The sequence below is a fragment of the Azonexus sp. IMCC34839 genome (assembly GCF_047047955.1).
Classification (GTDB): Bacteria; Pseudomonadota; Gammaproteobacteria; order Burkholderiales; family Rhodocyclaceae; genus Azonexus.
Genome location: NZ_CP150631.1, coordinates 2,260,204 through 2,286,639 on the forward strand (window position 1 = coordinate 2,260,204; position 26,436 = coordinate 2,286,639).

The 26,436-nt window shown below is 63.9% G+C and carries 26 protein-coding genes; 15 read left to right on the forward strand and 11 right to left on the reverse strand.

Annotated features, from left to right (window positions below; genetic code table 11):
* Positions 1-2 precede the first annotated feature (2 nt).
* The 9 genes from cobO (at position 3) to WIF35_RS11045 (ending at position 10,051) form a co-directional block, all read left to right on the forward strand.
* Positions 3-593, forward strand: coding sequence for a cob(I)yrinic acid a,c-diamide adenosyltransferase (gene cobO / locus WIF35_RS11005; protein ID WP_412478262.1), 591 nt, complete (start codon positions 3-5; stop codon positions 591-593).
* A gap of 10 nt (positions 594-603) precedes the next feature.
* Entirely contained in the window at positions 604-4,971 is a 4,368-nt protein-coding gene (locus WIF35_RS11010; RefSeq protein WP_412478263.1) for a cobaltochelatase subunit CobN, read from the forward strand.
* On the forward strand, positions 4,964-5,404 hold the full coding sequence (locus WIF35_RS11015) for a MotA/TolQ/ExbB proton channel family protein (RefSeq protein WP_412478264.1): 441 nt from the start codon (positions 4,964-4,966) through the stop codon (positions 5,402-5,404). The genes WIF35_RS11010 and WIF35_RS11015 overlap by 8 nt, the downstream gene beginning before the upstream one ends.
* Positions 5,401-5,733 (forward strand): hypothetical protein, encoded by a 333-nt coding sequence (locus tag WIF35_RS11020; RefSeq protein ID WP_412478265.1) that lies wholly within the window; start codon positions 5,401-5,403, stop codon positions 5,731-5,733. The genes WIF35_RS11015 and WIF35_RS11020 overlap by 4 nt, the downstream gene beginning before the upstream one ends.
* The gene (locus tag WIF35_RS11025; protein WP_412478266.1) at positions 5,730-7,007 is read left to right on the forward strand and encodes a cobyrinate a,c-diamide synthase; all 1,278 of its coding nucleotides are present in this window, start codon (positions 5,730-5,732) and stop codon (positions 7,005-7,007) included. The genes WIF35_RS11020 and WIF35_RS11025 overlap by 4 nt, the downstream gene beginning before the upstream one ends.
* A 101-nt stretch (positions 7,008-7,108) precedes the next feature.
* The gene (locus WIF35_RS11030; protein ID WP_412478267.1) at positions 7,109-7,978 is read left to right on the forward strand and encodes a Tim44 domain-containing protein; all 870 of its coding nucleotides are present in this window, start codon (positions 7,109-7,111) and stop codon (positions 7,976-7,978) included.
* Positions 7,979-8,049: 71 nt separating this feature from the next.
* Entirely contained in the window at positions 8,050-8,334 is a 285-nt protein-coding gene (locus WIF35_RS11035) for a hypothetical protein (RefSeq protein WP_412478268.1), read from the forward strand.
* A 2-nt stretch (positions 8,335-8,336) separates the two neighbouring features.
* Positions 8,337-8,753: a membrane protein insertion efficiency factor YidD gene (gene yidD / locus WIF35_RS11040; RefSeq protein WP_412478269.1), complete on the forward strand. Its 417-nt coding sequence runs from the start codon at positions 8,337-8,339 to the stop codon at positions 8,751-8,753.
* A 170-nt stretch (positions 8,754-8,923) separates the two neighbouring features.
* Positions 8,924-10,051 (forward strand): ABC transporter substrate-binding protein, encoded by a 1,128-nt coding sequence (locus WIF35_RS11045; RefSeq protein ID WP_412478270.1) that lies wholly within the window; start codon positions 8,924-8,926, stop codon positions 10,049-10,051.
* Between the two features lie 15 nt (positions 10,052-10,066).
* Here the strand turns inward: WIF35_RS11045 and WIF35_RS11050 are convergent, their stop codons facing one another.
* The 3 genes from WIF35_RS11050 to WIF35_RS11060 form a co-directional block, all read right to left on the reverse strand.
* Positions 10,067-11,566 (reverse strand): protein adenylyltransferase SelO, encoded by a 1,500-nt coding sequence (locus WIF35_RS11050; RefSeq protein ID WP_412478271.1) that lies wholly within the window; start codon positions 11,564-11,566, stop codon positions 10,067-10,069.
* A 104-nt stretch (positions 11,567-11,670) separates the two neighbouring features.
* Positions 11,671-12,408 carry a cation transporter gene (locus tag WIF35_RS11055; RefSeq protein WP_412478272.1) on the reverse strand — a complete coding sequence of 246 codons (738 nt, stop codon included), beginning with the start codon at positions 12,406-12,408 and terminating at the stop codon, positions 11,671-11,673.
* Between the two features lie 131 nt (positions 12,409-12,539).
* On the reverse strand, positions 12,540-13,550 hold the full coding sequence (locus WIF35_RS11060) for an MBL fold metallo-hydrolase (protein WP_412478273.1): 1,011 nt from the start codon (positions 13,548-13,550) through the stop codon (positions 12,540-12,542).
* A 71-nt stretch (positions 13,551-13,621) separates the two neighbouring features.
* On the opposite strand from WIF35_RS11060, the gene WIF35_RS11065 reads away from it, so the two are divergent.
* Positions 13,622-13,840, forward strand: a complete 219-nt coding sequence (locus WIF35_RS11065; RefSeq protein ID WP_412478274.1) for a hypothetical protein — start codon at positions 13,622-13,624, stop codon at positions 13,838-13,840.
* A gap of 33 nt (positions 13,841-13,873) precedes the next feature.
* On the opposite strand, the gene WIF35_RS11070 is transcribed toward WIF35_RS11065, so the two are convergent.
* On the reverse strand, positions 13,874-14,977 hold the full coding sequence (locus WIF35_RS11070) for a YeeE/YedE family protein (RefSeq protein WP_412478275.1): 1,104 nt from the start codon (positions 14,975-14,977) through the stop codon (positions 13,874-13,876).
* 3 nt (positions 14,978-14,980) lie between these two features.
* Entirely contained in the window at positions 14,981-15,658 is a 678-nt protein-coding gene (gene queC / locus WIF35_RS11075; protein ID WP_412478276.1) for a 7-cyano-7-deazaguanine synthase QueC, read from the reverse strand.
* 97 nt (positions 15,659-15,755) lie between these two features.
* On the opposite strand from queC, the gene WIF35_RS11080 reads away from it, so the two are divergent.
* The 5 genes from WIF35_RS11080 (at position 15,756) to WIF35_RS11100 (ending at position 20,391) form a co-directional block, all read left to right on the forward strand.
* Entirely contained in the window at positions 15,756-16,919 is a 1,164-nt protein-coding gene (locus WIF35_RS11080; RefSeq protein WP_412478277.1) for an ABC transporter substrate-binding protein, read from the forward strand.
* 129 nt (positions 16,920-17,048) lie between these two features.
* The gene (locus WIF35_RS11085; protein WP_412478278.1) at positions 17,049-17,975 is read left to right on the forward strand and encodes a branched-chain amino acid ABC transporter permease; all 927 of its coding nucleotides are present in this window, start codon (positions 17,049-17,051) and stop codon (positions 17,973-17,975) included.
* A gap of 1 nt (position 17,976) precedes the next feature.
* Positions 17,977-18,936, forward strand: coding sequence for a branched-chain amino acid ABC transporter permease (locus tag WIF35_RS11090; protein WP_412478279.1), 960 nt, complete (start codon positions 17,977-17,979; stop codon positions 18,934-18,936).
* A complete protein-coding gene (locus tag WIF35_RS11095; protein ID WP_412478280.1) occupies positions 18,929-19,684 on the forward strand; it encodes an ABC transporter ATP-binding protein in 756 nt (251 codons plus the stop codon). Before WIF35_RS11090 ends, WIF35_RS11095 begins: the two co-directional genes overlap by 8 nt.
* Positions 19,681-20,391: an ABC transporter ATP-binding protein gene (locus WIF35_RS11100; RefSeq protein ID WP_412478281.1), complete on the forward strand. Its 711-nt coding sequence runs from the start codon at positions 19,681-19,683 to the stop codon at positions 20,389-20,391. The genes WIF35_RS11095 and WIF35_RS11100 overlap by 4 nt, the downstream gene beginning before the upstream one ends.
* On the opposite strand, the gene WIF35_RS11105 is transcribed toward WIF35_RS11100, so the two are convergent.
* From WIF35_RS11105 to tolB, 6 genes are all read right to left on the reverse strand, one after another.
* Complete coding sequence (locus tag WIF35_RS11105) at positions 20,388-22,607, reverse strand: EAL domain-containing protein (RefSeq protein ID WP_412478282.1); 2,220 nt, start codon at positions 22,605-22,607, stop codon at positions 20,388-20,390. The two genes, WIF35_RS11100 and WIF35_RS11105, sit on opposite strands and share 4 nt — an antisense overlap.
* A gap of 218 nt (positions 22,608-22,825) precedes the next feature.
* Positions 22,826-23,188: a PilZ domain-containing protein gene (locus WIF35_RS11110; protein WP_412478283.1), complete on the reverse strand. Its 363-nt coding sequence runs from the start codon at positions 23,186-23,188 to the stop codon at positions 22,826-22,828.
* Between the two features lie 14 nt (positions 23,189-23,202).
* Positions 23,203-23,838, reverse strand: a complete 636-nt coding sequence (gene queE / locus WIF35_RS11115; protein WP_412478284.1) for a 7-carboxy-7-deazaguanine synthase QueE — start codon at positions 23,836-23,838, stop codon at positions 23,203-23,205.
* On the reverse strand, positions 23,839-24,582 hold the full coding sequence (gene ybgF / locus WIF35_RS11120) for a tol-pal system protein YbgF (protein ID WP_412478285.1): 744 nt from the start codon (positions 24,580-24,582) through the stop codon (positions 23,839-23,841).
* 2 nt (positions 24,583-24,584) lie between these two features.
* Entirely contained in the window at positions 24,585-25,130 is a 546-nt protein-coding gene (gene pal / locus WIF35_RS11125) for a peptidoglycan-associated lipoprotein Pal (protein WP_412478286.1), read from the reverse strand.
* A gap of 19 nt (positions 25,131-25,149) precedes the next feature.
* Positions 25,150-26,421, reverse strand: a complete 1,272-nt coding sequence (gene tolB, locus WIF35_RS11130; protein ID WP_412478287.1) for a Tol-Pal system beta propeller repeat protein TolB — start codon at positions 26,419-26,421, stop codon at positions 25,150-25,152.
* Between the last annotated feature and the right edge of the window lie 15 nt (positions 26,422-26,436).

Sequence of the window (26,436 nt, forward strand, 5' to 3'; positions counted from 1 at the left end):
TCATGAGCGTCACCCACGAACAACGCATGCAGAAAAAGAAGTCGGTCATCGACGAGAAGATCGCCGCCGCCCAGGAAGAACGTGGTGTGCTGCTGGTCAACACCGGCAACGGCAAGGGCAAATCGTCGGCCGCCTTTGGCGTCGTCGCCCGCGCCCTCGGCCACGGCCTCAAGGTTGCCGTCGTGCAGTTCGTCAAAGGCCGCTCCGATACCGGCGAGGAAGCCTTTTTCCGCCAGCAACCGAATGTGCATTGGCACGTCGGCGGCGAAGGCTTCACCTGGGAAACCCAGGACAAGGAACGCGACGCCCGCGCGGCCCAGGCGGCCTGGGAAGTCGCTTGCACTTACCTGAGCAACCCGGAGATCGGCCTCGTCGTTCTCGATGAAATGACCTACGCCTTCAAATACGGCTGGCTCGACCTCGAGGCGGTCATCGCCAAGCTGCTGTCCCGCCCGTTGATGCAGCATGTCATCGTCACCGGCCGCGGCGCCCCGGAAGCGCTACGTGAGGCTGCCGACACGGTCAGCGAAATCGGCAATGAAAAACACGCCTTCAGCGCCGGCGTGAAGGCCATGCCGGGCCTGGACTGGTAACCCAGACAGCGTGTCACCCCGGCACCCGCTTTTCCGCCGCCTGGCCGGCGCCTGTGCAGCACTGCTCGGCACGCTCGCCCTGAGCGGTGCCCAGGCAGCCACCCTGCTCGGCATCGTGACGGAGCGGGCTGCGCCGACGGCGATTGAGGCGGCCCATCGGCATCTGGCGACGCATCCGCAAGACCGCATCAATCTGCGCACCCCGGCCCAGCTGATGGCGGCCAACGATAAGCAGCTGGCCCAATGGCTGAACCAGGCCGACAGCGTATTGGCCGTTTCGCTCTTCGGCGACCCGGCGCGCAAGCTCAAGGATGCGCTGACTCGCCATGGCCGCTCGCGCATGCCGATCCTGGCGATGAATGGCGAAGCCAGCCTGAACCTGATGAGTCGCGATGCCCAGGGTGAGTTGGCCGGGTTCCCGGCCGAGACATTGCGTCAGCTGGCGCTTGAAACCCCGCCCACGGATGCACTGACCAGCGCCGAGGCGCATCCGGCCGCCCGACACTGGCTGAGCGCCCGCCGCCTCTGGCAAGCCGGTGGCGTCGACAACACACGGGCCTTGTTCGCCCACTTGCTCGAACCACGCCAGCCACTCCCCGCACCGCAAGCGGAACCCACCTTGCGTTTGCGCGTTGGCGAACACGAACTGACCGACGAAACGGCTTGGGGCCATGGCGCTCGACTCGGACTACGCACGCAACCCACCGTGGTCGTACTCGACCTGGCCAACATGGATGGCCAAGCCCCCGCCGCACTGTGCGCCGCCATCGAGAAGCAAGGGCAAGCCTGCGTGCAGGTACTGACGCGCTGGGGCGGCGCTTCTCGCCAAGCGCTGGAGCGCCTGCCCGAATTGATCACGCCGGCCAAACCGGCGGCGCTCGTCATCCTGCAGGACTTCGTCGTCGGCGCAGCGGAAGGCCGCGAGGCGGTCACCGAGGCTTTCAGAAAACTCGATATCCCGCTGTTCAAGGCCATCCGCCTGACCGAAAGGGGCGTCACGCAGTGGCGCCTGTCACCGGACGGCCTGCCGGCCGACTCGGTGCAATACCGCGTCGCCCTGCCCGAACTGCAGGGCATCGGCCAGCCCATCGTCGTCTCGGCGCTGGGCGCGCCGCAGCCGGACAAGCTGACTGGCATCCAGACCCGGCCGCCGGTCATGCTCGCTGCCGAAATCGACCGCGTCGCCGCCCGCGTCGGCCGCTGGCTGGCCCTGCGTGCCAAGGCCAACGCCGACAAGCGCGTCGCCATCGTCTATTACAACCATCCGCCCGGTCGGCAAAACATCGGTGCCGACAACCTAGACGTACCGAATTCGCTGTTCGACATGCTGCATGCGCTGAAGGCCGCCGGTTACCGTACCGGCGAGTTGCATGCCTCTCCCGAAGCCCTGCTCGATCGCATCATGGCGCAAGGGGTCAATCTGCCGGAAGACCGCGCCGCCCTGCGTGAACTGGGCGGCCTCGTCGATGGCGTCTCCGCGGCCGACTACGCCCGCTGGTTTGCCGGCCTGCCCGCTCGCATCCAGGGCGAAATGACCCGCGGCCCGCTCGGTCGCCTGCACGCCGAGGTGCTCGAAGCGGAAAGCGCTAACGAACGTCCCATCGGCCGCAAGCGGGTCGATGCCGTGCTCAAGGAACTGCATCACCTGGTCGAAGGGGCCGATCATCCGCAACGACTGAAGGCCATCCGCGACCTGCAGTCACTGGAAGCCGGCTACCTTGCCTGCCTGGCCGACCGCCCGATCAAGCGTTGCGCCACGCTGGCGCCGCTGGTCCGCCGCCTCACCGCCTATGGCATCGAAGGCATGAAGGGCTGGGGTGCCACACCCGGCAAGGTGATGGTCGATCGCGGCCGTCTGCTCGTGCCCGGCCTGCATTTCGGCAACGTCTTCGTCGGTCCGCAACCGCCGCGCGGCTGGGAGGTCGACGAAGAACTGCTGCATGCCAATACCAGCGTCACCCCGCCGCATCAGTTCCTCGCCTTCTATCATTGGCTGCGCGACGTTTTCCGGGCCGATGCCGTGGTCCACGTCGGCCGCCACTCCACCTACGAATTCCTGCCCGGCAAAGCCGTCGGGCTGGCCGCTGACGATTACCCGAGCCTGATCGCGGCCGACCTGCCGGGCATCTATCCCTACATCGTCGATGGCGTTGGCGAAGGCACGCAGGCCAAGCGGCGCGGCCTTGCCGTGATGGTCGACCACCTGACGCCGCCGCTCGCCGCCACGCCGCTTTACGATCAACTACTGGTACTGCGCCAGATCGTCGAGAGCTACGAGGCCGCTTCGTCGGAATCGCTCAAGGCGCAAGCCGCCCGCACCATGCGCGAGAAAGTGATCGAGCTGAACCTGAAGGCCGAATTGGAAGCCTCGATGGCCGACGTGCTGCAGGTGCGCGGCATCGGCTTCGAAGCGGCCGACGACGACCTGCTGGCGCACGAGGTCGGCCACTACCTGACCAAGCTGCAGGAAAAGTTCATGCCCTACGGCCTGCACGTTTTCGGTCGCGACTGGAGCCAGGCCTCGCTCGACCTGATGCTCGATTCGATGAGACAGGGCGGCATCGACGACCCGGCAACGGCCCAGAAGCTGAAAGATTCGCCGCGCCTGGAAATGCAGGGCCTGCTGGCCGGTCTCGCTGGCCGCTACATTCCGCCGGGCAAGGGCAACGACCCGCTGCGTTCGCCTGAAGCCCTGCCGACCGGGCGCAATTTCCACGCGGTCGATGGCGACATCCTGCCCACCCATCTCGGCTACAAGCTCGGTGAAAAAATGGCCGAAACGGCTGTGCACCGCAGTAAGCAGGCTAGCGGCAGCGAAGGCGTCATCCTGTGGGCCTCCGATGCCGTGCGCGACGAAGGCGTCATGGTCGGCTTCGCGCTGGCCCTGATGGGTGCCGAGCCCGTGTGGAACGCCCGCGGCATCGTCACCGACGTCCGGCTGAAGCCCGGCACCGCGCGGCGTGACGTGGTCGTCACCACCTCCGGCCTGTTCCGCGATCTCTACCCCAACCTGATCAACCTGATCGACCGCGCCGGGCGCCACGCCCTGGCCGCCTCGGCGGCCGCCCTGGTCGACAGCCAACCGGAACTGAAGGAAGCGCTCGCGTCGGCGCTAGCCTCGGTGACCACGGCGAATTGGGGCAAGGAAAACCCGCAGGACAATCGCGTCGCCCGCGAATGGCTGAACCGCTTTGCCGCCCTGCGCCAATCCGGTCTCAGCCCAGGCGAAGCCGGCCGCGCCGCCGCCCAGCGCATCTTCGGCGACGCCCCCGGCGCCTATGGGGCCGGCGTCAATCGGCTGACCGAGCGCTCGGGCGCCTGGCGCGAGCGCGACGAAATCGGCCGCGCCTACCGCAACCGCATGGGCCACGCCTACGGCCTCGACGACAGCGGCGAAGCCGCTCATGCCGCTTTCGACACCGCGCTCGACGGCATCGCCCGCACCTACCACGGCCGCGCCAGCAACCTCTACGGTCTGCTCGACAACAACGATGCCTTCGACTACCTCGGCGGCCTGTCGCTGGCCATCGAGGGACGGACCGGCCGCCCGCCGGAAGCCTTGATCCTGCAACATGCCGAACCTGGCCGGGCCGATCTCGAACCGCTGACCAGCGCCCTGCTCGGCGAACTGCGCGGCCGTTTCCTCAATCCGGCTTGGCTCAAGCCGCTGATGGGGCATGGCTATGCCGGCGCCCGAACGATGGGCCAGGAGTTCCTCGAAAACCTTTGGGGTTGGCAGGTCACGCGCCCCGATCTGGTCAAGAACTGGGCCTGGGACGAAGTGAAGTCGGTCTATTTCGATGATGCCCACCAGCTGGGCCTGCCGCAATTCCTCGGACAGGGCCAGAACGCCCACATCAAGGCGCACATGCTGGCCATCTTCATGGTCGCTGCCGAGAAGGGCTTCTGGAAAACCGATGCCGCCACCATCAAACGGATGGGCGGCGAACTCGCCCGCCTGGTCGATAAGAACGGCCTGCCCGGCAGCGGCCACACCGCGCCCAACCACCCGATGTGGGCCTGGCTGGCGCCGCAACTGGATGCGGGCGACACACAAGCGCTCGGCGTCACCCTGGCCAAGGCACGCGGCGAAACCTTGCCGACCGCCAGCGCCGAGCTGCCCAGAGGCACTGCTGCGGTGCACCGCCCAAAATCGGCAAAAACCGAGAATGACGCCAACGCCGAAACCCCTGCGGAAAACGCCGCCGCCCCGCGCTACTACGAACTGACGCCGCGTAGCGAAGCCCCCACCGCTGCCGAACGCGCCCTGAATTTCCTCGCCTTGCTCGGCGCCGCCCTCGCCTTGTTCACCCTCGGCCTGTGGCGCGGCCTGCGCCTACCTTCACCCCGTTCCACCCTCGGAGAACACCATGTCTGATGCTTCTTCCTTCGCCTGGCTGCACGACGCCGTCACCTGGCTGCTTACCCCGGCCCTCGCCGCCCTGCTCTTCGCCTGCGCCGTCGCTGCCGTCGAAGCCGGCATTGCCGTCGGCGAGCGCTTCAGCGGCCTTGCCCGCCTGCGCCAAGCCGGCGACCTCGGCCAGGTGCAGAAAATCGCCCGGCACCGCCTGGAGCGCGCCGACCTGCTTGCCCGCATCCCGCCCATGCTCGGCCTGATGGCCACCATCATTCCGCTCGGGCCGGGCCTCGCCGCCCTGGGCCAAGGCAACCCGGCCCAATTGGCCAGCGCCGTCACCGTCGCCTTCGACGCCACCGTACTCGGCCTGGTCGCCGGCATCGGTGGCCTGGTCGTCGGCAAACTGCGCCGCCGCTGGTACGAAGAAACCCTGGAAGCGATGGAGGCCGCATGAGCGAAAGCGCCCAACCGCGGCGCCGTCTGCGCCTCTATTCCAAGCTCGACGCCCGCTTCGACGATTACGACGAAGACCCGCGCGCCAGCCTGGTCAACCTGGTCGACGTCATGCTTGTCTTCGCCTGTGGCCTGCTCGCCGCCTTGGCTGCCGGTACCCAGGCCAACCTGAAAGCACCGCAACCGGTCGACAAGGGACGCGAAATAGAACGCCCCGCCATCGGCGCTCAACAAAGCGGCAGCGGCTACGACCGCGTTGGCGAAGTTTTTCGCGACCCGAAAACCGGTAAGCTCGTCCTGATCGAACCCGCTACCTCAACCGATAAATGACTCCCTGTCCCGCCATTCTCATCGCCGCCCCTGCCTCCGGCCAGGGCAAGACCACCGTCACTGCCGCCCTGGCTCGCCTGCACGCCCGCCAGGGCCGACGCGTCACGGTGTTCAAGTGCGGCCCGGATTTTCTCGATCCGCAGATCCATGCCTTCGCCTCCGGCCGCCCCTGCCAGAATCTCGATCTCGGGATGTGCGGCGAGTCTGACGCCCGCTGGCGGCTGGCCCGGGCAGCCAAGGAGTCCGACCTGATCCTTGTTGAAGGCGTCATGGGTCTGTTTGACGGGACGCCTTCGGCCGCCGACATCGCCGAACGCTTCGGCATCCCGGTCATGGCCCTGATCGACGCCGGCTCAATGGCCCAGACCTTCGGTGCGGTGGCGCACGGCCTGGCCACCTATCGGCCCAAGCTGCCCTTCGCCGGCGTGCTGGCCAACCGCGTCGGTAGCGCCTTTCACACCGAATTGCTGCGCGAAAGCCTGCCGCCCGGCATGGGCTGGTTCGGCGCCCTGCCCAAATCCGGCGATAGCCTGCCCGAGCGCCACCTCGGCCTGATGCAGGCGGCCGAGATCGAAGACCTTGGCGTTCGCCTGGACAAGCTGGCCGATGCGCTGGAAGCGACTGCTGCGGTGCACCTGCCCGAAGCGGCAAATTTCGACGACGTGCCACCGCCAGCCATTCCGCCATTGCTCTCTGGCAAGCGCATCGCCATCGCCCGCGACGCAGCCTACGGTTTCATCTACCCGGCCAATCTGGAAACCCTGCAGCAACTGGGTGCCGAGCTATGCTTTTTCTCGCCAGTCGCCGGCGAAGCGCTGCCGGAATGCGATGCCGTCTGGCTGCCCGGAGGCTATCCGGAACTGCACGCTCAATCGCTCACCGCCAACACCGCCCTGTGGGCCGCGTTACGCGCCCATGTCGATACCGGCAAGCCCCTACTGGCCGAGTGCGGCGGCATGATGAGCCTGTTCGAGGAAGTCGTGGACAAGGCTGGCGTCAGCCACCGTTTCGGCGGCCTGCTGCCCGGTCGCTCCGTCATGCAGCAACGGCTCGCCGCGCTCGGCACGCAATTCGCCACGCTACCGGAAGGCGAGTTGTCCGGCCACACTTTCCATTATTCGAAGAGCGAAAGCCCGCTCGATCCGCTCTGCCGCGCCCGCCCGCAACGTGGCGGCGAAGGTGAGGCGATCTATCGTACGAGGCGCCTGACCGCCTCCTACGTACATTTCTACTTCCCGTCCAATCCGCAGGCAGTCGCATCTCTGCTTGGCTAAACTTCGTTTTTTCCGAAACATATCTGCAATTTTCTGCGGTTATAAATGAGCGGAAAGATCGCTACACTTCGTCCGTCACTATCCCAATGAAGGAGACATCGATGAAAAACTTCGTGATGATGGCCGCCGCCCTCGTGCTCGGCCTGTCACTGTCGATCAGCGACGCCGAGGCCGCCAAGCGCCTGGGCGGCGGCGGATCGACCGGCATGCAGCGTCAATCCGTTGCCCCGAGCAAGAACACGCAACAGGCCACCCCGGCTCAGCAGCAGCAAGCTGCCGCCCCGGCCGCCGCGCCGCAAACCCAACCCAAGCGCTCCTGGATGGGCCCGCTCGCCGGCCTCGCCGCCGGTATCGGCCTCGCCGCGCTGGCTTCGCACTTCGGCTTCGGCGAAGAACTGGCCAACTTCATGATGATTGCCCTGCTCGCCATGGTGGTCATCGGCGTGATCGGCTATTTCATGCGCAAGAAGGCGGCTGCCCAAGGACATCAAGGCATGCAGTACGCCGGCGCTGGCGCCGGCTATGGCAATCCGCCGCCGGCACAGAACTACCAGCCGATGGGCGGTAGCGCCGCTGCTCCGGTCGCTGTAGCCAACATCCCGGCCGATTTCGACGCTGAAGGTTTCGTGCGCAACGCCAAGGTGAATTTCATTCGCCTGCAGGCCGCCAACGATGCCGGCAACCTCGACGACATCCGCGAATTCACTTCGCCGGAAATGTTCGCCGAGATCAAAATGGGCATCGACGAGCGCAAAGGCGCCAAGCAGGAGACCGACGTCGTCCAGCTCAACGCCGAAGTGCTTGACGTCAGCGAGGAAGCCAACCGCTACATCGTCAGCGTCCAATTCAATGGCCTGATCCGCGAAGATGCCAACGCTCCGGCCGAAGCCTTCCAGGAAATCTGGCACATGACCAAACCGCGTGATGGTTCACGCGGCTGGGTGCTGGCGGGTATCCAGCAAGTCCAGTAAGCGCAGCTAGCGCCTCACACCAAAAAAGCCGGCGACTGACCCCGCCGGCTTTTTTTCGTCCGGAGATTGCCATGGCCCTGTCCGCACTCGGCGAATTTATCGGTACCGTCGTGCTCGATGCCTTGAGCCAGACGCTGTTTTATTTCACCGGCAAGATGCTCGTTCCCGTTGTCAGCCTCGGCCACTGGCAGGCTGGCGATTTGGCCGAAGAAGTCGAAAAGCCACGGCCAAGTTGGCGCAGTGCGATCGTGCGCAATGACGAAGGCAAACGCCTGATCAGCCCAGACGGTCAGGTTCTGCTCGGCCTGGTTTTCTGGATTGTCGTGGCCCTCGCTATCGTTTTACCGCATATCTGACCATGCTCCGCAAGCTTGCGCTCGCCGCCATCCAGTTCTATCAGCGGCACATTTCACCGTACAAGGGCTTTTGCTGCGCCTACCGATTCCACACCGGACGGGTGAGTTGCTCGCAGCTCGGCTATCGCGCCATCAGCCGCCTTGGCCTCTGGCGCGGCCTGATTGTCTTGCGGAGACGACTGATACGCTGCGGTATCACCCATCGACGCTATCAACAAGCGAAGTTTCGACCATTGGACCAGGCTGGGTTCTGCGATTGCGACCTGCCCTGCAATGTGGATGCCGGCTCCGCCTGTGAGCTGGCCGCCAACTTGCCGTGCGATTGCGGCGCGGACTGGTCTAGGAAGAATGACAAGGCGGCTGAACGCTACGTTCACATACCACCGAACAGCATGCCGCGTAAATTACGAATTATTTAATAGATACAATTAAATTGTTGATTTATATGGTTTGTTTTTGAACGCGATCACAATATATTAAATGTGAAACTGTGGATATCCGAAATCGGCAGCTGACCAGACCGATGGAATAATCTGCACCCAATCCCCGAGATCCGGCCCACCGGACAAATCCCTCTTTAGGAACAGCGATGCCTATCTCCATTCCCTTTTCGGCGCTTCGTCGCGCCTTGTCCATGCTTTTCCTGGCGAGCCTGCTACAGACCGCCAGCGCCAAGGAACTGCTGGTGGTTCAGGTCGCCCCCCTGTCCGGCCCACAAGGCGTTACCGGCAAGGCGGTTCAGGCCGGTGCCAAGCTCTATTTCGATCACATCAATGCTCAAGGCGGCGTCGGCGGCAATACGATCAAGCTGATCAGCCGCGACGATGAGAATAAGCCGGAAGAAACCGTCCGTCTGGTCAAGGAAAGCCTGGCCAACGAGCAACCGGTCGCTTTTATTGGCTCCGTCGGCACCAACAACGTCGAAGCCCTGATCCGCGACGGCAGTTTGGCCCGCGCCAATACACCCCTGATCGGGCCGCTCTCCGGGGCCAGTTCGATGATCGGTGCGCCGGCCACTTATGTGGTCAAGGCCAGCTATCGCGACGAGGTCGATAGCCTTTTCAAGCAACTGAGCCAGACCGGACAGAGCAAGGTCGGGCTGGTCTATCAGGACGACAGCCTGGGCAAGGATGTGCTGACCGGTGCCGAGCAGGCTGCCCCCAAATACAACATCCAGTTGGCGGCGCGGGCAGGTTACGAGCGCAACACGCTGAAGGTCGAAAACGCCGTCGACAGCATGCTCAAGGCGGCGCCGCAATCGATCTTCCTCGGCGCAACGACGGCCGCAGCCATCGAATTCGTCCGCCAGTACCGCCAGAAGGGAGGTATCGCCACCATCTACGGGATGTCGATCATCGACACGCAACAGCTTCTCGCCAAACTCGGCCCATCGCTGGCACGTGGCTACGCCTTCTCGGTCGTCATGCCGCTGGAGAACAAGACGACGCTGCCGCTGATCCGCGAATATAGCCGCCTGAAGGAAAGCAGCAAGGACGCCAACCTGACGGCACGCTCGATCGAGGGTTTCATTGCCGCCAAGGCCCTGGTCAATGCCCTCAAGCAGGGTGGCAACAGCGGACCGGCCACGGCGAAGGCACTGAGCGGCAGCAAGATCGACCTCGGCGGCTACTCGCTGGATTTCACGTCGAGCAAGCGCACCGGCTCGACCTTCGTCGATTTCGCCATGATCGGCGACAACGGCCGTATCGTTCAGTAAGGTCGCTTCCCGAGGTCAGCTCGAGCAGCTGACCTCCAGGCCGCTCGCCCAATCCGGCGGCAGGGTGGCGTAGTCTTCGTATTCCGGCTGTTCGTCGTAAGGCCTGCGCAGGCAGGCGAGCAGGCGGGCAACTTCGGAAAAGTCTCCAGCCTTGGCCTGGCGAATGGCCTGTTCGGCCAGCCAGTTGCGCAGTACATATTTCGGGTTGGCGTTGAGCATGGCGGTCTGCCGAGACTCGTCTTCCCACGGTGTTTGCGCCAGGCGGGCACGCCAGTTGTCCAGCCAGGCGTCGCAGGCGGCGCGGTCGACAAACTGGTCGCGTAGCGGCGCATCGGTTTTTGCCCTTTCCGGCCCGTGCACCGCAGCAGGCAGCTTGGACAGCATCCGGAAGAACAGCGTAAAGTCCGGACGGTGCTGTTGCAGGAAGCCGAAGGTCTCGCCGATGAACTGCTCGTCGTCCGGCAAGCCCTCGCGCAGGCCGAGCTTGGCGCGCATCAGGCGCTCGAAGGTGGTTTCGAAGGCCTCGCCGTAGGTCTCGTCCACTGCCGCGCGCGCGATTTCCGGGCGCTTCAGCAAGGGCAAGAAGGCATCGGCCAGGCAGTACAGGTTCCACTGCGCGACATGCGGCTGGTTGCGGTAGCTGTAACGGCCGTAGGTATCGGAATGGTTGCAGATGTGGCCAGCGTCGAAGGCCTCCATGAAGCCGAAGGGGCCGTAATCGAGCGTCAGGCCGAGGATGGACATGTTGTCGGTGTTCATCACGCCGTGCATGAAGCCAACGGCCATCCAGTGGGCGATCAGTTCGCCGGTGCGGCGCGCCACGTCGCGCAGCAAGGCGTCGTAGGGGTTGGCGGCGTCACGGCATTCGGGACGGAAAGTATCGATGACGTAATCGGCCAGCCGGCGCACCTCGGCATCGCGGTCGCGCGAAGCCCAATGCTCGAATGAACCGAAACGGACAAAGCCCGGTGCGACTCGGGTAACAACAGCGGCTGTCTCGATTTCCTCACGCCGTACCGGATGATCGGAACCGATGACGCACAGTGCACGCGTGGTCGGTACACCCAGCCCGGCCATGGCCTCGGAGCAGAGGAATTCGCGGATCGACGAGCGCAGCACGGCCCGCCCGTCAGCGCCGCGCGAGTAGGGCGTACGGCCCGCCCCTTTCAGCTGGATTTCCCAATGCCCGCGCCCGTTGCGCAGGCCACCAAGCAGATGCGCTCGCCCATCGCCCAGTTGCCCGGCCCAAACGCCGAACTGGTGGCCGGAATAAACCGCCGCCAGCGGTTCGCTGCCCGGCAACAGGCGATTGCCGGCGAAAAGATCGGCAAATTGCGGATGCTTCGGCAAATCGGCCGGCAGGCCGAGCAGATCGAGCACTTCGTCGCTGACGCCGACAACATAAGGATCGGGCAGTGGTTGCGGCGGCAGGCGGGTATAGAAATCCTCCGGCAGGGCAGCAAAGCTGTTGTCGAAGGCGGGCAGGTCGGCGAGAAAGTTTTCCGGGGCGTTCATCGTGCTTGTGTCGGGTTTCCGGCAAAAAACCGGGTGATACCGGCAGGGCAGCAAGGGCCATGCCGGCAATAGCGGAGATTGAGAGTCGTTTTTTCGCGCTTGGTTCAGCGCAGACGCAGGATGCGTATCACGCCGCTCAATACCATCGCCCCGATGATGCCGCCCACCACCCAGTCCGGCCATGGATGGCGGAAAAGGCTGACCAGCAGACCGGCAACGATGACCCCGAGATTGGCCAGTACGTCGTTGGCTGTGAAAATGTAGCTGGCACGCATGTGCACCGCCCCCTCACGGTGCCGTGCGATCAGCCACAGGCAGGCGGCGTTGGCCACCAGCGCAAGCACCGAGATGCCCATCATCGTCCCGCCCTCCGGCAGCCTGCCGGAAACCGCCCGCTGGCCGGTTTCGAACAGCACCCAGAGGGCCAGCGAAAGTTGCAACCAGCCCGAGAGATGCGCCGCCCTCAGCTTCCATGCGCCACTCCGCCCCACGGCGTACAAGGCCAGACCGTAAACCGCCGCATCGGCAAACATGTCCATGGCGTCGGCGATCAAACCCGCCGAGCTTGCCCACCTGCCGGCAAACAGTTCGATGCCGAACATCAGGCCATTGATGGCAAGCAGCAGCCAGAGCATACTGGCTTCGGCGGCATCGCCTTGGCCACCACTGGGATGGCTGTCGGAGAATGGGGTTGTTTCGAGCAGTTGGGCGGCGAAACCGAGCGGCGCCAGGCGCTGCAAAACAGCTTCGGCCGAATCGCTGTGGTCCAGGAGCAGGCGCCGCCCCGGGAAATCGAACTGCGGTCGGGCGTAAGCCAGATCGGCCAGACGCAGCCGAATCATCTGCGCCTCGGCCGGGCAATCCATCCCGGGAATAAGGAATATGCTGTGCGATAAGGCGGCGCCTTCGGGCCTCGAACCCGGCTCGACCTGCGCCTCGCCAGTCTCGTCGCCTCCCCCAGGACAGCAGCCCATCAGAACCCGGCGGCTTCGGCTTCGAGGTAAGCCAGGCTGACGTACTTGCCGATGTTGGTTTCGAAACCCTTGGTATCCTTGGCGCGGCTGGCGACACGCGGGTCTCTCAGAACCAGCGCCTTGGCTTCTTCGAGCGGCAAGCCCTCTTTGATCGCCTTTTCGCAAGGGTAGTAGATGCCTTCGAACAGTTCGCGATTCCACTGCAGCACGGCGGCGCCGGGCTGGCCGTGGCCGGGTAGCCAGATTTTTGCGGCCGCGTTCTTTTCCAGCGCCGCATAGGCTTTCAGCGTCCCCAGGTAAGAACCATCGTCCATGTTGGCGATGCGCCGGTCCATCGCCACGTCGCCAACGCAGGTCAGCTTGTCCTCGAGCACTTCGACACAGATGTCGTAAGGCGTATGCGCCGTGCCATAGTGGTGCAGACGCAGCGTGACGTCGCCGAATTTCAGCTCCTGGTCGTGGTCCACCGCAGTCGTCGGAGCCACCACCCGCGTGCCGAGCGTCGCCTGGTTGGTCCATTGCTCCATCAGCGTCCGCCACATATTGCCCTGCATGCCCTGGATTTCCTTGATCGTGCCGGCATGGGCGTAGATCGGAATGTCCTTGTAGGCAGCCGCAAAGGCATCGTTCCCCAGCCAGTGGTCGCCGTGATAGTGCGTGTTGATAATGGCCACGACCGGCTTCTTGAACTGCTTCCTGATCTGGCGGATGGCCATTTCGCCGATCTGCACCGAAGCGCCGGAATCAACCACGACCAGGCCCTTGGCCGTGTCGACGAAGGTGATATTGCACATCATCCCCTGGTTTTCCGGGGTCGGGAAACCATCGGGCGAATAGATCATCCAGACATGTTTGCTGATCTGGCGTAGCGGATGATCCTTGACCGCCGGACCACGCACGAAATCGTCGAGCTCGCGGGCGAAGGCGCCAACGGCCTGCCAGGGCGCATATTCGATGGCACCGAGCGCCCCGAGGGCGGCGGTATTGCGCAGGAATTTGCGACGGTTCATCAGAGTCTCCTGAAACTTTAAAATAGGGGGCAATCTTCGCGCCGTTTTCGCCCTTCGTCTACACTGCCGCCATGCGTCACTACCCCAAATCCTTCGTCATCCTCACCGTGCTTGGCGTGCTGTGCGCCATTCCCGGCCTGTTCAGCCTCGCCGGCTTCGGCGCCCTCATTCATCCAGTACTCGACGACCCGATGGCCGGCCTGGCCTTCATCGTCTCCGCCGTCGCCCTGCTCGGTTCGGGCGCCTTCCCGCTGGTCATCGAGAAACTGAAAGAAAACGAGGGCGCCTGAGCGCCCTCGCTTCGATTCCTTGCGCGATCCTTGTCAGGCTTCGCGCATCAAGCGCCAGTACTGGAATTTCAAGGTCGCGGCCGAAGCGGCGACGATAGCGCCGAAGGTCACGATGGAACCCAACGCCAGGGTGGAGAAACCGGTGATGCCCTGGCCGACCGTGCAGCCCATGGCAACGACGCCGCCGAAGCCCATCAGCGCCGCACCGATCAGGTGGTTGGCCGTATCTTCGACGCTGGCGAAACCTTCCCAACGGAACTTGCCGGTCAGGATGGACCAGGCGAAAGAGCCGGCGATGACGCCGAGTGCCGTGGCAATGCCGAAAGTGACGACGCGGCTGCTATCCGACCACAGCATCAGCAATTCCAGTGTGTAGGCCTGTGGGGCAACGAAGGACAACGCTTCCATGCGCCCGCTGTTGGTAGCGATGAAGGCTTCTTCCAGGGTTTCCGGATGCTCGGCCAGGTAGCCGATGTGGCCGCTGACATACCAGGCGGCAACGACCGCCAATCCGGTACCCAAACCGCCCAGCAGGTTGTCCGGGGTCCAGAAATCGCGTTTGAACAGGCTGAAAGCCGTCAGGCCGCCGCCAATGGCAAGCACGCTCAGCCAGAAAGCGGTCTTGGCCTCGAGGCCGGCTGCGGTTAGCAGGGCCGGAATATCCTGGCCGCCGGTGAAGGTCACAGCCGCCTTTTCCAGCACATTGACGCGGAAGACGCCGAACACGCCGCGCATGGTCATGTAGGCGACCAGGCCGAGGACGACGAAGACCACCACCGATTTCAGGTTGCCGCCGCCGATACGGATCAGCGTCTTCGAGCCGCAGCCGGAGGCCAGCACCATGCCGACGCCGAAACAGCCGCCGCCGACCAGATAGGACAGCCAAGTGAAATTGGGCGTGCGGTAGATCGACTTGCTCAGGTCGATCAAGCCGGCAGCGTGTAGCGCGGCCGAACCGAGAATGGCGACACCGATGGCCAGCAGCCACATGCGCATGCGGCTCCAGTCTTCCATGTTGACGATGTCGGAGACCGCACCCATGGTGCAGAAATGGGTCTTCTGGCCGATGGCGCCGAAGACGAAGGCGACGGCAAAGGCCAGCCAGAGAACGGTGGAGGGAGAAACGGCAGCTTCCATGATTCAGCTTCGGTATTGGGTGGGATCGGGCACGCCGGCAGCAGCAAAGCCTTCGGCGCGCAAACGGCAGGAGTCACAGACACCGCAGGCACGGCCAAGTTCATCGGCCTGGTAACACGACACGGTCAGACCGTAATCGACACCCAGCGCACTGCCGGTGCGGATGATGTCGGCCTTGGACAGGTTGATCAGCGGGGCGTGGATGTTCAACTTGGCGCCTTCGACACCGGCCTTGGTTGCCAGGTTGGCCATCTTCTCAAAAGCGGCGATGTATTCCGGCCGGCAATCCGGATAGCCGGAGTAATCAACCGCATTGACGCCGACGAAGATGTCGCGACTGCCCAGCACCTCGGCCCAGGCCAGGGCCAGCGACAGCATGATGGTATTGCGCGCCGGCACGTAGGTGACCGGAATACCCGGATGCACGCCATCGACCGGCACGTCGATCGAGGTATCGGTCAGGGCCGAGCCGCCGAACTGGGCCAAGCCCAGGTTGAGGACGCGATGCTCCTTGGCGCCCAGTGCTTTGACCACACGTTCGGCCGCCTTCAGCTCGGCGCTATGGCGCTGGCCGTAGTCGAAGGACAGGCAGTAGCAGTCAAAGCCCTGGCTACGGGCAATGGCAAGGCAGGTGGCGGAATCGAGTCCGCCGGAGAGTAGAACGACAGCAGGCTTCATCATGGGGCGCGAATATACCTGAATTTAGGGGTGCACCGCGCCAGTATCTGCTTGTTCCTGCGCTACAATTTGGTATTTTCCACATCTTCCGGAGTTTCCGATGTCGCTTCGCCTGACCGCCCTCGCCGCCGCGCTGATGCTTGCCGGTTCCGCCCATGCTGCCGACAAGATCAAGGTCGGTCTGGTATCGACCCTGTCTGGCCCCGGTGCCGGCCTTGGCGTCGATATCCGCGACGGCTTCCAGCTCGGCATGAAGCATCTGAACGGCAAGCTGGGCAACCTGCCCGCCGAAGTGATCGTCGCCGACGACCAGCAGAATCCGGACATCGCCAAGCAGGCCGCCGACAAGATGCTGAAGAAGGACAAGGTCGATTTCATGACCGGCATCGTCTTCTCCAACATCATGCTCGCCGTCGGCCCCAGCGTCTTCGACAACAAGACCTTCTACATCTCGGCCAACGCCGGCCCGTCGCAATACGCCGGCGAGCAGTGCAACCCCTTCTTCTTCAACGTTGCCTGGCAGAACGACAACCTGCACGAGGCCGTCGGCAAGGTGGTGCAGGACAAGGGCTACAAGAACGTCATCATCGTCACCCCGAACTATCCGGGCGGCAAGGATGCCGTCTCCGGCTTCAAGCGGTTCTACAAGGGCAAGACCGAGGAGATGTACACCAAGCTCGGCCAGCTCGACTACGCCGCCGAACTGGCGCAGATCCGCGCTGCCAAGCCCGATGCGCTGTTCTTTTTCCTGCCGGGCGGCATGGGCATCAACTTCGTCAAACAGTTCGTCGCCGCGGGTCTGTCGCGCGACACCCAGCTCTTCGCCCCCGGCTTCTCGGCCGACGAAGACGTGATCAAGGCCGTCGGCGGCTCCATGCTCGGCATGTTCAACTCCTCGCACTGGGCGCACGACGTGGACAATGCAGAGAACAAGCGCTTCGTTGCCGACTTCCAGAAGGAATACGGCCGCCTGCCCTCGCTCTACGCTTCGCAAGGCTACGACGCCGCCCTGATGATGGATGCCGCCGTACGCGACGTGAAGGGCAAGGTCGAGGACAAAGCGGCCCTGCAGAAGGCGCTCGAAGCCAAGCGCTTCAAGTCCGTGCGCGGCGAGTTCAAGTTCAACACCAACCACTACCCGGTGCAGAACTACTACCTGCGCGCCATCGGCAAGGATGCCCAGGGTCGCGTCACCAACAAGACCATGGGCACCATCTTCACCAATCACGCCGATGCCTATGTGGCTCAGTGCAAGATGAAGTAACGAGGGCGCTTGCCAACACGTCGTTGGCGGTAGCTTGCCGTACAGACGGACTGTCGGCGGCGCCGCCGACCTCGTCGCCTCGTCCTGGCTTCACCTTGAGCATCTCGAGTTCTCCGCTTCGTTGTCTTCATGACCCAACTCATCCTCGAACAGGCCCTGAACGGCCTGCAATTCGGCCTCATGCTCTTCCTGCTCGCCGCCGGGCTGACGCTCGTTTTCGGCATCATGGACTGCATCAACCTCGCCCATGGCTCGCTCTACATGGTCGGGGCCTATCTGGTCGCCGCCGCGACCCAGGCGGCGGATTCGTTCTGGATCGGGCTGGGTGCGGGCGTGGCCGGTACCGCCGTATTGGGATTGCTGCTTGAGTTCTCGCTGTTTCGCCGGCTGTACCAACGTGACCACCTGTCGCAGGTGCTCGCCACCTTCGCCCTGATCCTGATCGCCAACGAAGCGGTGCGCACGATCTGGGGGCCGGCGCCGCTGATGCTGAATCCGCCCGAGGCGCTGGCCGGGCCGGTCGAGTTTGCAATGTTCGGCGGCGATTTCTTCTACCCGGCCTATCGCCTGCTCATCATCGGCGTCGGCCTCGCGGTTGCAGCCCTGCTCTACCTGCTTGTCGCCAAGAGCCGTATCGGCATGTGGGTGCGCGCCGGAGCGGCCAATCGGGAGATGACCGAGGCGCTCGGCATCAACGTACGCGGACTGTTCACCGCCGTCTTCGTCTTCGGTGCCGCGCTCTGCGCCCTGGCCGGCGGCCTGCTCGGGCCGCTCCTCGCGGTGCAGGTCGGCATGGGCGAGAGCGTGCTGATCCTTGCCTTCGTCGTCATCATCATCGGCGGCATCGGCTCGATTCGCGGCGCGCTGGTCGGCGCGCTGATCGTCGGCACCGTCGACACTCTCGGCCGCGCCCTACTCCCGACGCTGCTGCGCGCCGTACTGCCGGCCGATGCGGCATCGACGCTTGGCCCGGCACTGGCTTCCATCCTGATCTACCTGCTGATGGCCGGTATCCTGTTCTTCAAGCCGCAGGGCTTGTTCCCGGCGAGGGCTTGAGATGGCCTTCTACCAAGCCGCCCGCTGGCAGAAGCCGGCCGCCATCGCCCTGTTCGTTGCGCTGCTGGCGCTGCCCAGCCTGCTCACTGCCATCGGCCAGGAGTTCTACATCGGCTTCGCGACGCGCGTGCTGATCTTCGCGCTGGCCGCTTCCAGCCTGAACCTCGTGCTCGGCTTCGGCGGCATGGTGTCGCTCGGCCACGCCGCGTTTCTCGGCGCCGGGGCGTATGTCGCGGCCTTGTGCGGGCAGGCTGGGATCACGGAAGCCTTGCTCGCCTTCCCGATCTCTATGGCGGTGGCCGGGGTTTTCGCGCTGCTCGTCGGCGCCATCAGCCTGCGCACGCGCGGCGTCTATTTCATCATGATCACCCTGGCCTTCGCCCAGATGGCCTACTACCTGTTCGTCTCCACCGCCAGCCTGGGCGGCGACGACGGGTTGCCGCTGAGCGGGCGCATGACGCTGGCCGGGATGCCGCTGGCCGACGACAGTGCCCTGTTTTTTGCCGTTTTGGGCCTGTGCACCGCAGCAATGCTCCTGTTCGGCCGTCTGGCCGACGCCCGCTTCGGCCGCACGCTGCAAGCCATCCGCGAGAACGAGACGCGCATGGAAGCGCTCGGCTACCCGGTGTTCCGCTACCGCCTGGTCGCCTTCGCTCTCGGCGGCATGGCCGCGGGATTGGCCGGGGCGCTGCTGGTCAACCTGACCGGGCTGGCCAGCCCCAACCTACTGCAATGGACGCAGTCGGGTACGCTGCTGGTCATGGTCATCATCGGCGGCGTCGGCTATCTCTATGGCGGCGTCGTTGGCGCGGCGGTCTTGTTGCTGCTTGAGGAGTCGCTGGTCGGCGTCACCGAGCACTGGCACATCGTGCTCGGCCTGCTGCTGCTTGGCGTCGTGCTCTTCGCGCCCAAGGGCGTCGCCGCCCTGTTCGGACGCAAAGCGGGAGGAGACCATGCCTGAGGCCCTGCTCGACGTCCGCGGCCTGTCCCGTCGCTTTGCTGCGGTGGACGCGCTGAAAGACGTGGTTTTCACCGTCGAGGCCGGCGAGATCCACGCCTTGATCGGCCCCAACGGTGCCGGCAAGACAACCTTCATCCATCACGTATCCGGCGCGCTGCAGCCGGACAGCGGCAGCGTGCATTTTGCCGGCCGCGACGTGACGCGGCTGTCGATGCACGAACGCGTGCACGTCGGCATGGCCCGCTCCTACCAGATCACCAACGTCTTCCTCGGCCTGTCAGCGCTCGACAACGTGGCGCTAGCCGTGCAGGGGCGGCCCGATGCGGGCAGCAGCTTCCGTTTCTGGCGACCGGTTCGGCAGGAAAAGGCCTTGTTCGACGAAGCGCAGGCCACGCTTGAGCAGGTTGGCCTGGGCGCCAAGGCGGTCGTCCTCGCCGGCAACCTGTCGCACGGCGAGCAACGCGCCCTCGAACTGGCCATGGCCCTGGCCACCCGCCCACAACTGCTGCTGCTCGACGAACCGATGGCCGGCACCGGCCCCGAGGAGTCGGCGCGCATGGTCGAACTGATCGAACACCTCGCCCGCCACGTCACCATCCTGTTGGTCGAGCACGATATGGACGCCGTCTTCCGCCTGGCCGACCGCATCTCGGTGCTGGTGAACGGCCAGATGATCTTCACCGGCTCGCCTGAGGCTGTGAAGGAAGACGCCGGCGTGCGCCGCGCCTATCTGGGAGATCACCTGTGAGCCCCCTGCTCGAAATCAGTGGCCTCGAAGTCGCCTATGGTCCCAGCCAGGTGCTGTTCGGCATCGAACTCTCCATGCAGGAGGGCGAGGCGGCCACCCTGCTCGGCCGCAACGGCATGGGCAAGACGACCACGCTGCGCGCGCTGTGTGGCCTGGAGCCGGTCAAGGCCGGGCATATCCGTTTCCTGGGCGAGGACATCGCCGGCTGGCGACCGGACCGCATCGGCCGTGCCGGCATCGCCTTGGTGCCGGAAGGCCGGCAGTGCTTCCCCAACCTGACTGTGGACGAGCACCTCGTCGCCTTTGCTGCCAACCGGCGCGGGGTCGCCGAGCCGTGGACGCCGGCCCGGGTTTACGACCTCTTCCCGCGCCTGGCCGAGCGCAAGAAAAATCTCGGCAACCAGCTGTCCGGCGGCGAGCAGCAGATGCTGGCCATCGGCCGGGCGCTGGTGACCAATCCGCGCCTGCTGGTGCTGGACGAAGCCACCGAGGGCCTGGCCCCGCTGATCCGCGACGAAATCTGGGCCTGCCTGGCCCGCCTGCGCAGCGCCGGGCAGAGCGTGCTGGTCGTGGATAAATACGTGGAAAAGCTGATCGAACTGGCCGACCGCCACACCATCATCGAGCGTGGCCGCGTCGTCTGGCAGGGCAACTCAGCCGAGCTCGATGCCGATCACGGCACCTGGCACCGCTATCTCGGCCTCTAGATCACCCAGCAGAGTCCCGGTGCGCTGTCCGGTTTGTCGCCGGCATCGGCAAACGAGAGTGCCTCGAAGTCGGCCAGACTCATCGGCCGCCCGAACAGGTAACCCTGGAAGGCATGGCAGCCGTGCTCGGCCAGATAGACATACTGCTCCTCGGTTTCCACACCTTCGGCCACCACATTCAGACGCAGCGCGTTGCCCATGGCGATAATGGCCCGAACAATGGCGGCGTCGTCGGAATCCACCCCGAGATCACGGACGAAGGAGCGATCCACCTTCAGTTGATCGAAAGGGAAGCGCTTCAGGTAGGACAGCGATGCATATCCGGTGCCGAAGTCATCGAGCGAGAAGCAGACGCCCAAATCGGCCAGCGCGCGCATTTTCGCGACGACGTCGTCGACCGCTTCGAGCAGCAGGCTCTCGGTCAACTCCAGCTTGAGACGACGCGGATCGATTCCGTGGTGGGCGACCGTTCTCTGCACCCGCTCGACGAAATCGGGTTGGTGAAACTGGCGTGGGCTGACGTTCACCGCCAGATAAAGATCGCGCATCTCCGGAATCGCCTGCCAGCGGCGCAATAGGGTACAGGCCTGCTCCATGACCCATTGGCCGATATCGACGATCAGTCCGGTTTCCTCGGCCAGAGGAATGAACTCGGCGGGCATGACCAACCATTGGTCGGCAGGCTGCCAACGCAACAGCAGCTCGGCACCGACAATGCGGCGACGATTCGCCACCTGAGGCTGGATGACCAGGCGCAATTCGTCTCGCCGCAAGGCATGGCGTAACCCTCGTTCCAGCCGGGCGCGCTGCTCCAGCGCCGTCTGCATCGCGGTATCGAAGAAACGAATGGTGTTACGTCCGGCATCCTTGGCTTTGTACAAGGCGATGTCGGCTTGCTTGAAGAGAAGATCGATTGATTTATCGTCACCGCAATAGAGCGTGATGCCGATGCTCGCCGTGTGGAAACACTCCGCTTCACGCCCCAGAACATAGGGCTGGGCGAGGACGGAGCGAATTTTTTCCGCGACGTTCTCGGCAAAGACGCCGGCAGCCCCCGACTCCTGGCCGAGATCGTCGAGCATCACGGCAAACTCGTCTCCTCCCTGGCGCGCCGCGGTGTCGGTATCACGCACACAGCTTTTCAGTCGATTCGCCACCTCGACCAAAAGACGATCGCCAACATCGTGACCGAGCGTGTCATTCAAGGTCTTGAAGTTGTCGAGATCAATTACCAGCAAGGCGCCATATTCCCGAGTCCTGCCACCGGCAATCTGCGCCTTGTGCAGACGATTCAGGAGCAGGCGCCGATTCGGCAGGCTGGTCAATGGGTCGTAGAAAGCCAGGTTGTGGATTTCCGACTCGGCCATCTTCAGATTGCTGATATCGGAGAAAGTACTGACATAGTTGGTCAGCTGTCCGCGCTCATCGCAGATCGCCGTAATTGTCAGCCATTCCGGGAAAACCTCGCCACTCTTGCGGCGGTTCCAGATTTCCCCTTGCCAATGCCCCGTCTGTTGAAGCGCCGTCCACATCTCGGCATAAAACGTACTATCCTGGCGGCCAGATTTCAGGATGCTTGGCAAGCGCCCTATGGCCTCCTCGGCCGAATACCCGGTCAGACGTGAAAAGGCCGGATTGACGCGCAGGATACGTTGCTCCGCATCCGTCACCATGATCGCTGCCTGCGATTCGAAAGCGGTCGCAGCGATCCGTAGCTCGCTTTCCATGGCACGCCGTTCGCTGATATCCGAGGCAATGCCGAGGTAGCCGATCAACTCGCCCTGACAGTCGTGCAGTGCCGTAATGGAGAGGGCAACAGGAAAACGCCGGCCGTCCTTGTGCACATAGGTCCAGTCGTGCTCCACGTGTTCGCATGGGATGCCGCCGGCAAGATCGGCGATGAACACGCAAAACCCGGGATCGATCCGCCGCCCCAGCCGCTCGGAGAGTTCCTCCGCCTTGGCGGCTATTTCCTCGGCAACATGGAAAACGCCCGGCGTGCACCGCCCAACCAGCTCCTCCCAGCGGTATCCCAGCAACTGTTGCGCCGCAGGATTGAAATAGATGATCGTGCCGTCGACGTCAGTCGCGATGATCGCGTAGCTTGAATGTTGGATGATCGCATGCTGCAGTTCGCAGATTTCCGGTAGGCGGACCCCCGGCTCGACCTCAACGCCGCTGGAACAGCAACCATTACCGCCTGGCATCGTGTCCATGGCACCACGCCGTGCAGTCGCAAAGAAAAATCAACCCACCCCTGTTCGTGGGTTTCCAACCCCGTCCCAGCATCAGACGCCTCCCCGTGAACCCGCTCGCCCCCCAGCAAACAAGCACACAAACGTTTGAACCAAATGCAACGGATTATGACGAATTGCTTGAAAAAAAGACAGGTGGCGAATGCCCGGAAAGCCGCCCTGTGGCGGAAATGCAACGGCTAGTCGTGCGAGAGCGCCGAAAACTCGCGGTCGGCCAAGGTTTCATCGCCCAGGTTCAGAGCCACGAGGCGCCGCAGATGGGTCACGCTGTCGAGGTCGATATCGCGACAGGCCAGACCGAAGTGATCGAGCATGTGGTGTACGACGGCAACTTCCATCCGGATCGAGCTACCACCATCATCGAGCGGCACCTTCAAGGTACCGGTCGTGCCAACGGTGATGTATAGCGCCCCCTTGGGACAAATCAGCGCCCCCTTCAGCGACAGATCGAGAACTTGTACCGGATGTTCTCCATCGGCGAGAAACAGGCGGGCATCGGTTTCGAAAGGGACTCGGGAAAACTTGCGGCGATTCTGGGTCATCGTTGTCTCCTCGCTCATTTTCCCTGCATGTTACCCCAAAGCAACTTGTGCAACTGCATCTGGAAACGCACGTCGAGACCGTCGGCGAGAATCCATTCAGCGAGGTCGCGCGGCTCGACCAGGCCTTGCGCTGGCGAGAGGAGCACCGGACAACGCTCGTTCAGACGATGTTCGCGCAACGTATCACGCGCCCACTCGTAGTCGGCCCGCGAGGCGATGACGATCTTGACCTCGTCGCGCGCCTTCAGATGCTCAAGGTTGGCCCACAGGTTCTTGTCGGCTTCGCCGGAACCCGGTGCCTTCAGGTCCATGATGCACGACACGCGCGGATCAACGCCGGCGATATCGAGCGCGCCGGAGGTTTCCAGCGACACGTCGTAGCCTGCATCACACAGGGCCGTCAGCAAGGCCGGGCATTCCTTCTGCGACAGCGGTTCGCCACCGGTGACGCAGACCTGGCGGGCCGGGTATTTCTTCACCTCGCCCAGGATCGATTCGACCGTCGCCGGCTCGCCGCCGGTAAAGCTGTAGGTCGTGTCGCACCAGGTGCAACGCAACGGGCAGCCGGTCAGCCGGACGAAAACCGTCGGCAGGCCAGCGCGCGAGGCTTCTCCCTGCAGGGAGAAGAATATTTCGGTCAGACGCAGCAATTACTTCTTCTTCAGGCGTTCGCGCGCGGTATCGGCCGCCGGGGTATTTGGATACTTGGCGACAACGGTTTCCAGCGCCTTCTTCGCCTCGGCCGCCTTGCCCATGTCCAGCTGACACGTCGCAATGGCGATCCAGGCGTCGGCCGCCTTCGGGCTGTCGGCATAGCGGCTGGTCACCACGCTTTGTGCATCGATCGCCTTCTTGCAGTCGCGCTGGGCATACCAGGCGTTACCGAGCCAGTACTGGGCATTGGGCGCCAGCGAGCTGTCCGGGAATTTCTGCACGAAAGCGCCGAAACCGGCGGCGGCTTCCTTGTATTTGGCGGCCTTGAACTGGTTGAGGGCCGTTTCGTAATCCTGGCTTTCCTTGGCCGGATCGCCGGCCGGCTTGGAATTTGCCGGATTTGCCCCGTCCACCGCAGCAGTCGGTGCCGGCGCGCCGGACTCGAACTTGCGCAGGCGGGTGTCGAGGTCGAGATAAAAGTCCTGCTGGCGCTTCTTGGCCGTTTCCAGCTCGTAGGTCAGCGTCTCGATCTGGCCGCGCAGGCGGGCAATTTCGTCCGCCTGGCGCTGGATCTGCGACGCCAACTCGAGCTGGGCCCGGGCCTGCTGGTCGAATCGCGCCTCCGTCTTGATGCGTTGATCCGCAATCTGGCGACGCGCTTCGTCATCGTCGAACATGCCGGCCTGGGCCTGCGAGGCACCCAGGGCGGCAATCAGGAGGGCGATCCGAACCGGACGCATGCTTAGAACTCGCCGCGGCCGTCAGCTGCGCGGTACAGGATGTCGGCGCGACGGTTTTCCGCCCAGGCGCTTTCATCGTGACCGGCGTTCTTCGGCTTCTCTTCGCCCAGGCTGACGGATTCGATCTGGTCATCCTTGACGCCGAGCAGGGTCAGCGAACGCTTGACGGCGTCGGAACGCTTCTGGCCGAGCGACAGGTTGTATTCGCGGCTGCCGCGCTCGTCGGTGTTGCCCTGGATCAGGACCTTGAAGCCCTTGTTGGTGGTCAGGTACTTGGCGTGAGCGGCGACCAGATCCTTGTACTCGTCCTTGACTTCGTACTTGTCGAGGTCGAAGTAGATGCTGCGTTGCGACAGCTTGCTCTTCGGATCGGTCAGTTCGCGCGGCAGACCATTGGCGTCGACGCCACCGGCCACGACCGGAGCGACACCGGTGCTGCCGCCACGGCGGGATTCAACCGGGGCGCCGGAACCGTCCTCCGGCAGCGGGGTGGTGGAACAAGCGGCGAGCAGGGCGCTCAGTAGGGCAGGGATCAGCAGTTTTTTCACGTAGTTCTCCGGAGAGGATTTATTGATAGAAGGGGCCCCAGGCCGGTTCGCGGACATCGCCGGCGGCAACCGAGAGGCGTTGTTTGATCCTGCCATCGCTGGATACAGCAGATAGGACGCCGCGCCCGCCGACTTCAGTGGCGATCAGGATCATGCGGCTGTTTGGGGCAAAACTGGGGGATTCATCCTTGTGGGAATCGGTGAGCACCTGAACCTGGCGGCTGGCCAGATCCATGACGGCAAGCTGGAAGCGGCCTTCGCGACGGGTGATGAAAGCCAGGCTCTTGCCATCCGGCGACGGGCGCGGCGAGACGTTGTAGCTGCCTTCGAAGGTGACACGCTGGGCGCTACCGCCGCTGGCGGAAACCTGATAGATCTGCGGGCTACCGCCGCGGTCGGAGGTGAAGTAGATGGTGCCGCCATCCGACGAATAGCGCGGTTCGGTATCGATACCGGACGACTGGGCCAGACGCTGCAGGCCACTGCCGTCGGCGTTGACCGAGTAGATCTGCGAATTGCCGTCCTTGGACAACACCACGGCCAGCTTGCGACCGTCCGGTGACCAGGCCGGCGCCGAGTTGGAGCCCTTGAAGTTGGCAACGATGGTGCGCTGGCCGGAAGCGATGGAATGTACGTAGATGACCGGCTTCTTCTTCTCGAACGAAACATAGGCCAGCTTGCTGCCATCCGGCGACCAGGCCGGCGAGATGATCGGCTCGGTCGAGGTCAGCGCAGTGGCCGCCCCCTGGCCGTCGGCATCGGCGATCTGCAACAGGAACTGGCCGCGCGCCTTGACGACGTAGGCGATGCGCGTCGAGAAAACGCCCCTCTCGCCAGTCAGTTTTTCATAGATGTAGTCGGCGATGCGATGCCCCGCCGCGCGCAATTGCTCGTTACCGGTCAGGTAGGCGGCACCGCCGAGCGATACGGCTTTTTGCGTGTCGTACAGACGGAAGCGCGCTTCCATACGGCCGTCCGGGCTGCGCCCGATACTGCCGGCGGCCAGCGCATCGGCGCCGCGGCTACGCCAGTCGGCGTGATTGACCGGAGAGTTTTCATCGAGTGCAGCGCTGCCCGGCTCGATTAGCTTGAACAGGCCGCTACGCTCGAGGTCGCTGCGCACGGTGGCGGTGACGATACGCGAGGCGGTTGGATCGCCGAGGAAATCGGCAATGGCCACCGGAATGCGGTTGGCACCGGCACCGGTAATTTCGATGGATAGCTGGGCCTGTGCCAGTGCTGCGGTGCACAGGCCAAAAATGAGGAAAAAGCGGCGGGAAATGGCAGACATTTTGTTCAGATTCAA